The organism is Ruegeria sp. J8, assembly GCF_056531925.1.
In genome coordinates this window covers 200826-214421 of the sequence record NZ_JBQFMR010000004.1, presented here as the reverse complement: position 1 = coordinate 214421, position 13596 = coordinate 200826, and the positions used below count along the sequence as shown (strand labels likewise).

Sequence of the window (13596 nt, the reverse complement as noted above, 5' to 3'; positions counted from 1 at the left end):
GTGTGACCGTCACAGTGGTCAGCGGACAGCTTGGATTTTCGTTTCGGGCGCTGCTAGGCGGTGACTTGGGCGCGAGTGGAAGCGGCTTCTTGTATCGGGACGGTCTTGCTGGGTGACCCTGAAATATAGACTTCCTCAATCGCGCGATCGTCGCCCATCATTTGCAAGACGAACAGTTCTTCAGCAAGGCTGTCAACGCGATCCATACGCAGGGCCATAGCCGGTGTGCTGCGCGCATTCAGGACGACGATATCCGCCTCGGTTCCGGGATCGAGACTGCCGATTTTGTCTTCAAGGCCCAGAACGCGGGCATTTCCACGGGTTGCCCAATGGAACGCCTGTAACGGATGCAGCGCCATACCTTGCAACTGAAGGATCTTGTATCCTTCATTGAGGGTTTGCAGCATCGAATAGCTGGTGCCTGCACCAACATCCGTCGCAATCCCGTTTGAAATGCCGCGCATGCTCAGACCTTTATGGTCAAACAGGCCGCTACCTAGAAACAGGTTTGAGGTCGGACAAAAAACAGGGTGCGCGCCGGTTTCTGCAATTGCCGAGATCTCACGTGCCTCAAGGTGGATGGAATGCCCGAGAAGTGTTTTTTGCCCCAACAGTCCAAAGGACTGGTAAACATCCAGGTAGTCGCGCGCATGCGGATAGAGCTGCTTTGTATAGTCGATCTCATCCTTATTTTCCGACAAATGAGTCTGGATGTGGCAATCGGGATGTTCCCGTGCCAATGCCTGGGCCATCCTCATTTGATCCGGTGTTGACGTGATTGCGAACCTGGGTGTGATAACATAGCCGTTGCGACCTTTGCCGTGCCAATCGGCGATCAGGGCTTTTGTGTCATCATAGCCGGATTGTGATGTGTCCCGTAAACCGTCGGGCGCATTCCGGTCCATCAGAACCTTGCCGCCTATCATGCGCATGTTCCGCCTGGTCGCTTCGGTAAAAAATGCATCCGCCGACGTTTTGTGGACCGAGCAATAGGCGACCGCAGTCGTTGTGCCGTGGTCGACAAGCTGATCGAAAAGCGCTCGCGCCATAAGCGTGCTGTGTTCGTCGGATGCAAACCGGATTTCTTCCGGGAACGTGTAGTTGTTGAGCCAATCCAAGAGCTGGGCCCCCCAAGAGGCGATCACTTGAACCTGGGGGAAGTGAATATGTGTGTCGATGAAACCGGCCATCATCAGATGCGGGCGGTGATCCGTCACTGGCACGTTTACGGCTTTTGCACTCAGCTCGGCATAGGGGCCCGTTTGCTGAATAATCCCGTTTTCGATCAACAGGGCGCCATCTTCAAGATAGGTGTAGGCGCTCAAGTCTTTGCCGTTCTGAGGCTCACGATGGAAGGTCAGCAGACGACCACGCAGCAATCTCTGAGTCATGAAAATTCTCGTTTATAGGAGGGGTGAGATGGGGCAGCCCGCGCGGCTGCCCCAATGCGGATCAGGCCTGCTGCGCCGGCGTGTTGTCGTCGATGAAGTCAGGTTCATCCGGGACGATCACGCGGTGCTCCAGATCTCCTTTCGGTGCGAGCATCGGATACACGTAAAGGAAGGTTCCGACGATCAGGTAGCCGACGGTGATCCCGTCAAACTGAGGCATCTGCAACGTGTATGCATGAATGATCCCAACCGAGGACATAAGGCCACCTGCCAGAGCGAACGCTCCGGCCATCCGAAAGCGGCCATCAATTACGTCAGCCACTATCGCACCCCAGATCAGCCCTGTGATGATCGCGCCTTGGCTCAGGGCAAGGTGCCCCTCGTAATGCGCCCCTTCCATGAGAAGTGCGGCCGTCAGGCCTTCGTCACCAAGCGAAGGAAGCCCCTCGACGCCTGAGCTGCGCAGTGCATTCATCAGTGATCCCCATTTGACCATCAAGAATGCCGAAATGTGCGGCAAGATCGCGAAAGATACGGCTGCCATGTGCATCGGTTTTACGGCCCAGGCGGTATTGGTGATCAGGCTGACCGAGACAAACACCAATACCGGTGCTGCAGCGGCAATCGGGATCAACCCTGCAAGGAAAGACAGAAAACCGACAAAGGCAGCAGCGGCAATCACGACCGCGACGCCCACGATATATCCTGCATGTGCATCAAGTCGCTTATACGCCGGATGACCGATGTAAACGGTGGTTGGGAACGGCGAACCGAACACAGCCCCCAGCATCGTACCTGCACCATCGGTAACCTGACACAACCCAACCGGATAGTGATCCCCGGCCGCTTCGGCCGATTCCACGTTGTTCATGGTTTCGATGAAGTTGTAAATTTGGACTGGGATCAGAACAAGGAACAGTTCCGGGTTGGCGAACAGGTACTGCACACCGGCGATCAGGTCTCCGATATAGGGGATCGGGGGGTAGAATCCGATACCGCTTGTGTCAATTTTGGACTCGCCCAGAACAAGGGCAATGACCGTACCGGCAGCAATCGCAACCAACCCGGCCGGAACGTTGCCCGGAAGGCGAAAACGACCGATCAAACCCCAGAGAATGAACAGCAGCGATGTGAAACCAATGATGGGGTTCTCGAAAACTTCGGCTAGCGGCACGGAGCCGATAAAGACCAAGGCAATCCCGCAAAGCGTGCCCAACATCCCCGCGCGTGGGGTAATGCGCTTGAGGTAAGGTCCCACGATGGCACCCAATGCCGCGACGATGCCCCCCATGAAACCGGCGCCGATGCCCACTTGCCAAGCCAGCATTGGGTCGTTGGTCGCCCAATAAATCGGCCCGATCACACCAAAAAGGTAGACGAACATGACCGGTGTCGAGATGCCGTAAGGCAACGCGGTGACATCTTCACCCTTTAAGGTTGCCGCATATTTGGCAAGATAGGTGTAAACAGCGACCCCGGCCAAAATTGCAATCGCCGCACCTGGAACGATACGGCCATACACGATGTCGGCCGGCATCTGGAACACGAATTGACAGACCCCAGACAGGATCAGCAAGTTTACCAGGTTGTCAGTAAAAAGCGCCCAAAAAGCGCTGAAATCGCTGCGCGTAAACAGCTTATATTCGTAGGTCCTCCCGTCCATGACGGTTTCCTCCTCTGATATGACCGGAATAGCCCGACAAGTGTCAGGCCAATCTCCCTTTCCGGTTGTGATAGTGGCCCACGAGGGGCGCTTGGTTTGCCCCGGTCGGGGCGGTCGCGGCAGTTTCAGAGGTCAGTTCAGCCATCACCTCGGATACCACGAAGGCGGCGATGATGCTGGGCCGCTTGTCGCGGCTACCGCTGGCCCCAATGGGGCATCTCAAATGTTCGATGGACTGTCCGTCACAGTGTCTATGCGCCCAATTCCTGAGCTTTATCCGCTTTGTCGCAGATCCAATCATGCCTACATAGGCGGCGTCCTGACGTTCAAGAGCTGCAGTTGTAAGCAGGAAATCCAGCCCGTGATCGTGGGTCAGGACGACAAATGCGCTGCCTTCGGGTGCACCGTGAATTTCGAATTCCGGGATTGCGCTTACGCGAGTTTCGACTTTCGCCGAGCAAAGTTCGATTTCCTCGGGTCTTGTATCAACAAGAATGCAACGCACAGGCAAATGCTGAAACTGGTTGGCCAGTGCACGTCCGACATGGCCGGCGCCCATCACATAAACATGGGGCAAAGTTTTATCATGACGCGCCGCCCGTTCCGTAGCAGAGTGCCTATCTGATGCGCGCATACGGTTCAGTTTCAACTCGACCCGTCCGCCACAGCATTGGCCGATCTCGGGCCCCAGCGGCACATCCATCTTTTGATGCAGAACCCCATCAGCCAGCATCTTCCGCGCGGCATTGATGGCCATGAATTCCAATTGCCCGCCGCCTATGGTGCCCCAAAGCGCCTCGAGGGCTACGAACATTTCTGTCCCCTCATTGCGCGGCGAGGACCCGCGTACGCGCGTTAGCGCGATGCAGATCACGCTGTGCTGTGCGGACAGAAACTCTTTCAGGGACAAGGCAGAGTTCATGGCTCAAGTGCTTTTCTGCAAACGGTCAACGGCCATCAACACACGTTCCGGCGTGGCCGGAGCATCCAGACGAGGGCATTCCCGATAATCGGCGACAGAAGCGACCGCCATCGACAGCGCCTCGAACACCGAAATTCCCAGCATGAATGGTGGTTCGCCAACAGCCTTGGACCGTTTGATCGTCAATTCGCGGTTCTCGGACCAATCGGCAAGCTTCACATTGAAGATGCGCGGGCGATCCGATGCGAGCGGAATTTTGTACGTCGAAGGTGCATGGGTGCGCAGGCGACCGGCATCATCCCACCAAAGCTCCTCGGTGGTTAGCCAGCCCATGCCCTGAAGAAAGGCGCCTTCAACCTGACCCTTGTCGAGAACCGGGTTCAGTGAACGTCCGACATCATGCAGCACATCTGTGCGTTCAACCCGATATTCACCTGTCAGCGTGTCAATCGTCACTTCGGAACAGGAGGCACCATAGGCATAGTAATAGAACGGGCGGCCTTGTCCTTTTGCTCTGTCCCAATGGATCTTTGGGGTTTTATAGAACCCCGCTGCGGACAGTTGCACGCGCGCTAGATAAGCCTGTTTGATAAAGGCCTCGAAGGGCAGAACATCTTGACCGATATGTACCTGGTTGGCGAGGAAGACCACTTCGTTAGGCGCGACCCCCCAGGTTTCGGAGGCGAATTTCACCAGACGCTCTTTGATCTGCTCAACCGCGTTCAAGGCGGCCATACCGTTCAGATCCGTCCCGCTTGACGCCGCAGTAGCCGAGGTGTTGGGAACTTTCTCAGTGGTTGTTTTGGTGATCTTGATCCGGCTGAAATCGACCTGAAAGGCCTCGGCCACAACTTGCGCGACCTTGGTGTTCAGGCCTTGCCCCATTTCGGTGCCGCCATGGTTCAGATGGATCGATCCATCGTTGTAGACATGCACCAGCGCCCCGGCCTGATTGTACCATGTGGCCGTAAACGAGATGCCGAATTTGACCGGCGTCAGCGCGATGCCTTTCTTCAGAATAGCAGAGGTCTTGTTGAACGCGATGATGTCCTGACGGCGTTGGCGGTACTGCGATGTCTCTTCCAACTCTCCGACCAGCCGGTCGAGAATGCTGTCTTCAACCTTCTGATGGTATGGGGTTATGTTGCGGTCCCCTAAGCCGTAGAAATTCAGCTTGCGAATATCCAGCGGGTCTTTCCCCGTGGCATAGGCGATTTCTTCGATCATCCGCTCAGCGGCGATCACGCCCTGAGGCCCTCCGAACCCGCGGAAGGCGGTATTGGACACCGTATTGGTTTTCATCGGGCGGCTGTTCAGGCGCACATTTGGATAGAAATACGCGTTATCCGCATGAAACAACGCCCGGTCGGTGACTGGCCCTGACAAGTCTGCCGAATACCCGCAGCGCGCGGCAAAGCAGCCATCGACGGCCTGAATGCGGCCGTCGTCGTCATGGGCAACGTCATAGTCGATCACAAAGTCATGGCGTTTGCCTGTGGCGGTCATGTCCTGATCCCGGTCGGGCCGGATTTTGACCGCTCGGTTCCACTTCTTCGCAGCTATGGCAGCCACGGCGCAGAACAGGTTCATCTGGCTTTCCTTGCCGCCAAAACCACCGCCCATGCGGCGCACGTTGACCACAACTGCATTGGAAGGCACCCCAAGCACATGGGCCACCATGTGCTGTGCTTCCGACGGATGCTGCGTCGAGCAATGCACGACCACGTCATCGTCCTCACCCGGAAGGGCAAAGGCGATATGGCCTTCAAGATACATATGATCCTGCCCACCAACCCGCATCCGACCCTTGATTCTGTTTGGGGCCGTTTCCTGTGCCGCGTCTACGTTGCCGCGCTCCAGCTTGAGCGGTGCTGTTACATGCGGATACCCGGCTTCCTGCGCCTCAATCGGATCCAGTGCATGCGACAAGGCCTTATATTCTATCTTTGCCAACTCCGCTGCGCGCCGCGCGATGTCACGGGTCTCGGCGACCACTGCGAACAACGGCTGGCCGTGAAACTGAATAGTGTCGGTCGGAAAAACGGGTTCATCATTCAGATGTGTCGGGCTGATGTCGTTGACCCCTGGCACGTCATCTGCAGTTATCACCCCGACCACGCCGGGCACTGCCAGAACGTCTGCGAAATCAATGCCTATAAGCTTGGCATGTGCGACGTCTGAGACACCGAGATACGCGTGCAAAGTGCCCTCGGGCAGCGCGATATCGTCTGTATAGTCGGCGCGTCCGGTGACATGCTTGACTGCGCTGTCGTGGTTAACGTTTGTGTGCGGCGCGCCAATAATGGAAACGTTGTCTTTCATTGTGGGTCTCCTTGTCAGACACAGGCCAGCTGCGAAGGGCCAGTTGTTTCGGCGTCGTTTTCAAGAAAGAACCTGAGCAGCAGATTTTGCGCGGTCAGCATTCGGTAATCTGAAGATGCGCGCCAATCCGTGAGCGGAGAGAAATCCTGCGCCAGTGCCGCAGCGGCGGTCTCAAAGCTTTCGCGGGACCAAGGCTGGCCATTTAAAGCTGTTTCCGTGGCAGAGGCCCGCTTAGGAGTGGCGGCCATGCCACCGAATGCAAGGCGCGCATCGCTGATGATGCCGTCCGCGACCGAAATATGGATACCGATCGCGACCGATGAAATGTCTTCATCGCGGCGTTTGGAAATCTTGTAGGCCGCGTCCAGATCATTGGGTTTCGGCAGAGGAACGCGTATGTTTTCGACAAACTCGTCCGGTTGGCGGTCTTGTTTGCCGTATTCAAGGAAATAAGCCTCGAGTGGCAATGCCCGGATATCCGAACCGCGACGCAATGTGATCTCGGCGTCGAGCGCGATCAGCACTGGTGGCGTGTCCCCGATGGGCGACCCGTTGGCGATATTGCCGCCGACCGTGCCCATATTCCGGACTTGCCATCCTGCAATGCGATCCCAGTACCGGGAAAGGTGTGGCAAGTGCTTGGACAGGTGCTCTTGGCAATCGGTGTAGCTTGCGCCAGCTCCTATCAAGAGGAAGGAACCCTGTCGTTCAACTGTTTGCAGGTCTTCAAGATGACCGATAAAGATCGCCGGCCCAATTTTGTGTAGAAACTTGGTGACCCAAAGACCAACATCGGTAGCCCCTGCAATGATCGTGGCTTTTGGATAGGTTTGCAGACAGACGGCCAGGTCATCGACAGAGGCAGGAAGGATACTCAGGTTATCCTCTGGGCCAGAAACGACCCGCAATCCGTCCTTCAGCGCAGCCAGGCGCAATGTCATGGTTTCACGTTCGGTATTCAGATGATCCGATGCTGGGGTGCCATAGCGACTGACGGCTATCGCGGCTTGTACAATCGGTTCATATCCGGTGCAGCGGCAAAGATTACCCTGTAGGGCAGTTTCGACCTGTTCTTTGCTCGGTTCTGGCGTTTTCATCCATAGCGCGTACAGGGCCATCACAAAGCCCGGTGTGCAGAAGCCGCACTGGCTGCCGTGATGGTCGATCATGGCTTGCTGAACCGGATGCAGGCGTCCATTGGGCCCGGAAAGGTGTTCAACCGTCACAACATGACACCCGTCTACAGACGCAAGAAAGCGAATACAGGCATTAACTGGCACGTAGGTAAGACCTGCCTTTCCAAGCCGTCCGACAAGTACAGTGCATGCGCCGCAATCGCCCTCGGCGCAGCCTTCCTTTGTGCCGGTCAGCCGTTGCTCCAGTCGCAAAAAGTCCAACAGAGTTTGGTTTGCTGACACGCTTGGAACGGTCACATCCCTGCCGTTTAGGACAAAACGAATGTCGGTACGAAACGTCATGAAGCTCTCCCTACTCCCTGCCTGCTTGGAGGTGACCGGGGGAACATAGAGTCAACGATTGAGTCTTAAAATCGTCGGAAATGGAAAATACTTTCAACAGATCATTGAAAAAAGCATGTCCTCAGCGCAATCTGACCGCATCGGGAGGGTTGAATGTCATATATCGAAAGTTTGCGGGTTTTTGTCAGAGTGATGGAACTGGGAAGCATCACGTCCGGCGGGCGCGATCTGAGGTTGACTCCGGCGGTGGCTAGCAAGCGGTTGAAAGAGTTGGAAAACCATTTGGGCGTGCGGCTGTTCAACAGAACAACCCGTTCGATGACGGCGACCGAAGTTGGTTCCGTATTCTATGAGGAAGCCAAAGCGGTCCTGCTGGCGCTTGATCATGCCGAAGCGCGGGTGGCCAGCTTTTCCGACGCCCCCCGAGGTGCAATTCGCATCACCGCACCATTGGGTGTCGGTCGTAGAATCGTTGCGCCGCTGGTCCCGGAGTTTTCGGATCTGTACCCGGAAACAGAGGTTCGCATGCGCCTGTCCGACCGCAAAGTGGATATAATGGCCGATGGCCTGGATATCGCGTTCTTCATAGGAGAGCCCGGCGACTCCACCATGAAGCTGAGAAAATTCGCGGATTGCGACCGTGTCCTTTGCGCGTCGCCTGACTACCTGTCCAACTTCGGCGTGCCCAATACTCCAGACGACCTGCTACAGCCGACGCATAACTGCCTATTGCTGCGCTATCCCAGATCGCCCGAATATTTTTGGACTCTCAATACCGATATGGGTCCTCGAAAGTTGGAAGTCCGCGGCAAGTACGACGCCGATGACGGGGACGTGCTGACGGATTGGGCGCTGGCAGGAAAGGGGATTGTCAACAAGCCCCGATTTGACGTGCGGGAATACCTGGCGAATGGAAAGTTGGTCGAGGTCCTTCCAAAGATGCCACCAGTGCCGACGATTTTTGGGTGTTTATACCCGCACAAAAAGCTTCAGGACCCCAAGGTGCGTTTGTTCGTCGAACATATCGCGCAGAACAGTAAGCGATTTTTCGTGTCTCACTGAAAACAAGCGAGATCAGAAACTAGACTGATTTCGCCTTCGCTGGTTGGTACTGTCTGGTTTTACTGAGCCCTGACTTCCTTTACCCATGCTATGATCGTCTTGCGCGCTTCATCATCCATTTGAACCGCGGATGGCGGCGGCATCGCGTGACTGATCCCTGCCTGAAGATAAATCTGGTCGGCCTGTCGGGCGACGTCGCCGGGTGTTTCAAGGTAGACCTTCTTGGGCGCCCATTTCATCGTGCCATAGACGGGCTCTCGAGCGTGACACATAGAGCAATTGCCCAGCACGGCGTCATATGCGGCCTCGAATCCGGCGGCTGAGGCAAATTTCTGCTCGTACGGCGTCAGTTCGCGCGCTTCTGCGTCTTCCCAGGTCTCGCCGGATCGAACGGAAGACAACCAGGCGATCGCGACCATAAGAATGACCGTAACACCCCAGGTCCAATGCGGCCCCTTGCCAGTTGCGTGCATCGTGTTGAAGTAGTGCCGTATGGTCACGCCCGTCAGGAAAATCAGGCTGGCAATGATCCACGAATACTCGGTCCCGAAGGCCAACGGGTAATGGTTTGACAGCATCAGAAACACGACAGGCAATGTCAGATAGTTGTTGTGGGTGGAACGAACCTTCGCGATCTTACCGTATTTTGCGTCCGGTGTTCGACCTGCCTTGAGGTCCTGGACCACAATTCGCTGGTTCGGCATGATCTGAAAGAACACGTTGGCCGTCATGATGGTGGCTGTGAACGCACCAAGGTGCAACAGCGCCGCGCGTCCGGTGAAAATCTGATTGTAGCCCCAGGACATGATCACGAGGATCACAAACAAGAGCAGCATGAGAAGGGTGGGATGATCGCTTAACTTGGATTTGCACATGTAATCATAAAGGAGCCAGCCAATTGTCAGTGACCCGCCAGAGATCAAGATCCCCTGCCACAGCGCCAGATCCACTTTGGTAGGATCAAGCAGAAACAACTCGCCTCCGACCCAGTAGATGATCATCAGCAATGCCGCTCCTGAAAGCCATGTCGTGTAGCTCTGCCATTTGTGCCAGGTCAGGTGCTCGGGCATGCTGGCGGGTGCGACCAGATATTTAACGGTGTGGTAAAATCCGCCCCCGTGGACTTCCCACTCTTCTCCATAGGCACCATCCGGCAGCGCAGCGTTCGGTTTAAGCATGAGGTCAAGCGCAATAAAATAGAAAGACGCCCCAATCCACGCCATCGCAGTGATCACGTGCAGCCAGCGGACAGAAAAGGCGACCCACTCCCAGATTACGGCTAGGTCATACATGGCATTGCTCCTCAGTATCCTTTTTCCGGCACTCTATGCGAGTCCGATTTGTTCTGGTATTGTTAGCAAAGACCAAGCAGTATCAAAAAATGCAAAAAAATGTCATACCTAGATAACATTAGAACTTTTGTCCGGGTTTACGAGTTGGGCAGCATGTCTGCGGCAGGTCGCGATCTGAGGGTTTCTCCAGCTGTGACATCGGCAAGAATATCCCAACTAGAAGAGCATCTGGGCGTGCGATTGTTTCAGCGCACCACACGAAGCCTGACCCCGACCGAGCAGGGAAAATCGTTCTACCGGGGGGCTGCTGAAATTCTTGAGGCGGTCGAAAGAGCAGAAGCGCAGATCGTTAATATTACAGAAAACCTGAAAGGGTCACTTTATGTTGCCGCCCCGTTGGGGGTCGGTCGCCGCTTGATCGCGCCGCAAGTGCCAAAGTTTCTAGCTGAATATCCAGAGGTGAATGTAAGGCTCAGGCTGACAGATCGAAAGGTGGATCTGACGACCGAAGGGCTGGATCTGGCGTTTTTCCTTGGTCAGCCGGAAGACAGCAACTTGCGTATTCGCAAGATAGCTGATGTGGAGCGGGTTCTCTGTGCATCTCCGAAATACATCAAAAGCCGCGGAATGCCTGAAAGCGGTGATGACATTATCGCCGACAACCACGAGTGTCTGAGCCTGCGCTTTCCGGGCGCGACCGAGTTTCAATGGCTGCTAAGAACCTCTTCCGGGCCAAAGCGGTTTCGCGTTTCGGGACGCTATGAGTCAGATGACGGTGACGTGCTAACCGATTGGGCTCTTGCTGGTCACGGGATCGCGTTGAAACCGATATTTGAGATTTTCCAGCATCTTAAGTCGGGAAAACTGGTCCCGGTGGCCGAAAAAACACCCCCGGAACCGATTCAGATGGCGTGCCTGTTCACGCATCGTCGCATGCAGGACCCCAAGACGCGGCTTTTCATGGAGTTCATCATTGAACGTATTGGATCATCCATAGCTGCGGCCAATACTTCTCGGTAAACTACTCAGCTGCCGCGATAGGTTGAATACCCGAAGGGTGAAAGAAGCAAAGGCACATGGTAATGCGAATGTTCGGACATCCCAAAGCGAATGGGTATCACATCTAGAAAACGGGGGTCCTCGGGCGGGGTACCGGACGCGTCGAGATATGCGCCTGCATGAAAGATCAACTCGAACTCGCCTGTCGAAAACTCAGCTTCGGGCAATATTTGTTCGTCAGTTCTGCCGTCATCGTTGGTAACCAGTGTTTTCAGTAAACTGCGATCTGTGCCGTCGATGCGGAAAAGCTCGATTTTTAACCCTTGGGCGGGGCAGCCCCGCGCGGTATCCAGGACGTGGGTGGTTAGGTAACCAGTCATTTGCGCTACTCCTCAAGTCACCCAGTTACTAATCTTATTTCTTGCCAATGGGCAAAGGCAGACTGTCCGAAGCTGTTTTTCGTATTTTTTGAAAAATATCTCGAATTATCTGGGGTATTGATCAATTCAAGTAGAAGGAAACTGACGTGAAGCCTTATCCACGAGATATGACCGGTTACGCTGGGCGAGTGCCCAAAGCGAACTGGCCAAATGGTGCCAAAGTCGCGGTTCAAATCGTATTGAACTATGAAGAAGGCGGTGAAAACAACATATTGCATGGTGACCCCGCCTCTGAGGCGTTTCTCTCGGAGGTCACCGGTGCCGCCCCGTGGGTGGGGCAGAGGCACTGGAATATGGAGTCGATCTATGAATACGGCAGTCGCGCGGGATTCTGGCGTGTGCATCACCTTTTGCAGGATCTGCCGATAACTGTTTATGGGGTTGCTACTGCCTTGGCGCGTGCTCCTGCGCAAGTTGCGGCAATGAAGCATGCAGGATGGGAGATCGCCAGTCACGGGCTGAAATGGATTGAACATAAGGATATGGCTCCGGAGGAAGAGCGTGCTCAAATCCGTGAAGCCATCCGCTTGCATACTGAAGTTACCGGCCAGCCTCCGCGCGGTTGGTATACGGGCCGCTGTTCGATGAATACGGTCGATCTGGCTGCCCAGGAAGGCGACTTTGCGTATATCGCTGACAGCTATGCGGATGATCTGCCATATTGGACCAAGGCCGGAGGCAAAGATCAGTTGATCATGCCATATACCTTGGACTGCAACGACATGCGTTTTGCGATCCAGGCAGGTTTCACAAATGGCGAACAGTTTGAAAGCTATCTGAAAGACAGTTTTGACATGCTCTATGCCGAAGGTGAGGCAGGGGCGCCGAAAATGCTTTCGATTGGATTGCATTGTCGATTGATTGGTCGGCCAGGTCGCGCGATGGCACTGAAACGTGCGCTGGACTATTTCAAGAAACATGATGGCGTCTGGTTCGCAACGCGCGAACAGATTGCCGACCACTGGGCAAAGGAACACCCCCCCATGCAACGCCTGACCCCGTCCGAAATGGACCAGTCTACCTTTGTGTCCGAATTTGGCGGAGTGTTTGAACACAGCCCGTGGATTGCGGAAGGCGCATATGAGCTTGAGCTGGGGCCAACCCATGACAATGCAGCTGGCGTCCACAACGCACTTGCGCGGGTTTTTCGAACGGCACCTTCCGAGAAACGGCTTGATGTCCTGACGGCCCACCCAGATCTGGCCGGCAAGCTGGCTGCCGCTGGACGGCTGACCAAGGAAAGCACCGCCGAACAGGCCGGGGCCGGTCTGGATATGTTAACCGATGATGAGCGCGCAACGTTCACCGTGCTGAATGAGGCATATACCACCAAGTTTGGTTTCCCTTTCATCATCGCGGTCAAAGACAACACGAAGGCAAGCATCCTTGACGCATTCCATCGCCGCATCGACAGCGACCGGGACACCGAATTTGCCGAAGCCTGCCGCCAGGTCGAGCGGATTGCAGAACTGCGCTTGATCGAGAAATTTGCGGGATGACGGTTGCGCTGAAACTCCGGCCCTTGACGTCGCAAGTTTTCGCGCCCTTTGGTGATGTCATCGAGGTGTCTGGCAACGCGGACAAATACATCAATCAAGGCAATTGTGCTCGATATCACGACCGTGCCTTTCTTGATTTCAACGGCGGTCGCGCCGGGATCAGCGTGTTTCAGTCCAAGGCTTTCAGCCTTCCGATTAAGCTGGAAATGGTTGAACGTCACCCGGACGGCAGTCAGGCGTTTCTGCCATTGTCGGACAAACCCTTCGTCGTAGTCGTCGCTCGTGATGAAGATGGCATCCCCGGTAGGCCTGAGGCTTTCAAAACAACGCCGGGGCAGGGCGTGAACTACCACCGCAACACCTGGCATGGCGTGCTGACCCCGCTTCACGATCCGGGTCTATTTGCGGTCGTGGACAGAATTGGCAGCGGGCCCAACCTTGAGGAATATTGGTTCCCCGAGCCGTTCATGATCATGGACTAAAAAAAGCCACCGGAAAAAGAACCGGTGGCCAAGCTTTTTGTGCAAC

At 55.4% G+C, this 13596-nt stretch carries 11 protein-coding genes; 4 read left to right on the top strand and 7 right to left on the bottom strand.

The genetic code is table 11. The annotated features are described in order from the left end of the window. Positions 1-53 precede the first annotated feature (53 nt). The 5 genes from guaD to xdhA form a co-directional block, all read right to left on the bottom strand. The gene (gene guaD / locus ACR0L1_RS10640; RefSeq protein ID WP_480858726.1) at positions 54-1391 is read right to left on the bottom strand and encodes a guanine deaminase; all 1338 of its coding nucleotides are present in this window, start codon (positions 1389-1391) and stop codon (positions 54-56) included. A 61-nt stretch (positions 1392-1452) separates the two neighbouring features. Next, entirely contained in the window at positions 1453-3054 is a 1602-nt protein-coding gene (locus ACR0L1_RS10635; RefSeq protein WP_170783367.1) for a xanthine/uracil/vitamin C permease, read from the bottom strand. A gap of 43 nt (positions 3055-3097) precedes the next feature. Then, positions 3098-3976 (bottom strand): xanthine dehydrogenase accessory protein XdhC, encoded by an 879-nt coding sequence (gene xdhC, locus ACR0L1_RS10630; protein WP_480858724.1) that lies wholly within the window; start codon positions 3974-3976, stop codon positions 3098-3100. Between the two features lie 3 nt (positions 3977-3979). After that, positions 3980-6298, bottom strand: a complete 2319-nt coding sequence (xdhB, locus tag ACR0L1_RS10625; RefSeq protein ID WP_480858722.1) for a xanthine dehydrogenase molybdopterin binding subunit — start codon at positions 6296-6298, stop codon at positions 3980-3982. Between the two features lie 14 nt (positions 6299-6312). Beyond that, positions 6313-7776, bottom strand: a complete 1464-nt coding sequence (gene xdhA / locus ACR0L1_RS10620) for a xanthine dehydrogenase small subunit (RefSeq protein ID WP_480858720.1) — start codon at positions 7774-7776, stop codon at positions 6313-6315. Between the two features lie 153 nt (positions 7777-7929). On the opposite strand from xdhA, the gene ACR0L1_RS10615 reads away from it, so the two are divergent. Continuing rightward, a complete protein-coding gene (locus ACR0L1_RS10615; protein WP_480858718.1) occupies positions 7930-8838 on the top strand; it encodes a LysR family transcriptional regulator in 909 nt (302 codons plus the stop codon). A 59-nt stretch (positions 8839-8897) separates the two neighbouring features. Here the strand turns inward: ACR0L1_RS10615 and ACR0L1_RS10610 are convergent, their stop codons facing one another. Then, positions 8898-10130, bottom strand: a complete 1233-nt coding sequence (locus ACR0L1_RS10610; protein WP_480858716.1) for a urate hydroxylase PuuD — start codon at positions 10128-10130, stop codon at positions 8898-8900. A 99-nt stretch (positions 10131-10229) separates the two neighbouring features. Here ACR0L1_RS10610 and ACR0L1_RS10605 point away from each other — a divergent pair, with 99 nt between their 5' ends. Further along, entirely contained in the window at positions 10230-11150 is a 921-nt protein-coding gene (locus tag ACR0L1_RS10605) for a LysR family transcriptional regulator (protein WP_170783379.1), read from the top strand. Positions 11151-11155: 5 nt separating this feature from the next. On the opposite strand, the gene uraH is transcribed toward ACR0L1_RS10605, so the two are convergent. Continuing rightward, a complete protein-coding gene (gene uraH / locus ACR0L1_RS10600) occupies positions 11156-11509 on the bottom strand; it encodes a hydroxyisourate hydrolase (protein ID WP_170772047.1) in 354 nt (117 codons plus the stop codon). Positions 11510-11655: 146 nt separating this feature from the next. On the opposite strand from uraH, the gene puuE reads away from it, so the two are divergent. Both puuE and ACR0L1_RS10590 read left to right on the top strand, forming a co-directional pair. Then, complete coding sequence (puuE, locus tag ACR0L1_RS10595; RefSeq protein WP_170789241.1) at positions 11656-13068, top strand: allantoinase PuuE; 1413 nt, start codon at positions 11656-11658, stop codon at positions 13066-13068. Next, the gene (locus ACR0L1_RS10590) at positions 13065-13550 is read left to right on the top strand and encodes an ureidoglycolate lyase (RefSeq protein WP_480858713.1); all 486 of its coding nucleotides are present in this window, start codon (positions 13065-13067) and stop codon (positions 13548-13550) included. Before puuE ends, ACR0L1_RS10590 begins: the two co-directional genes overlap by 4 nt. Positions 13551-13596 lie beyond the last annotated feature (46 nt).

Coding starts and splice junctions, on each gene's coding strand:
- ACR0L1_RS10615 (WP_480858718.1), top strand. CDS start 7,930: ATGTCATATATCGAAAGTTTGCGGGTTTTTGTCAGAGTGATGGAACTG.
- ACR0L1_RS10605 (WP_170783379.1), top strand. CDS start 10,230: ATGTCATACCTAGATAACATTAGAACTTTTGTCCGGGTTTACGAGTTG.
- uraH (WP_170772047.1), bottom strand. CDS start 11,509: ATGACTGGTTACCTAACCACCCACGTCCTGGATACCGCGCGGGGCTGC.
- ACR0L1_RS10610 (WP_480858716.1), bottom strand. CDS start 10,130: ATGTATGACCTAGCCGTAATCTGGGAGTGGGTCGCCTTTTCTGTCCGC.
- guaD (WP_480858726.1), bottom strand. CDS start 1,391: ATGACTCAGAGATTGCTGCGTGGTCGTCTGCTGACCTTCCATCGTGAG.
- ACR0L1_RS10590 (WP_480858713.1), top strand. CDS start 13,065: ATGACGGTTGCGCTGAAACTCCGGCCCTTGACGTCGCAAGTTTTCGCG.
- xdhB (WP_480858722.1), bottom strand. CDS start 6,298: ATGAAAGACAACGTTTCCATTATTGGCGCGCCGCACACAAACGTTAAC.
- xdhC (WP_480858724.1), bottom strand. CDS start 3,976: ATGAACTCTGCCTTGTCCCTGAAAGAGTTTCTGTCCGCACAGCACAGC.
- xdhA (WP_480858720.1), bottom strand. CDS start 7,776: ATGACGTTTCGTACCGACATTCGTTTTGTCCTAAACGGCAGGGATGTG.
- ACR0L1_RS10635 (WP_170783367.1), bottom strand. CDS start 3,054: ATGGACGGGAGGACCTACGAATATAAGCTGTTTACGCGCAGCGATTTC.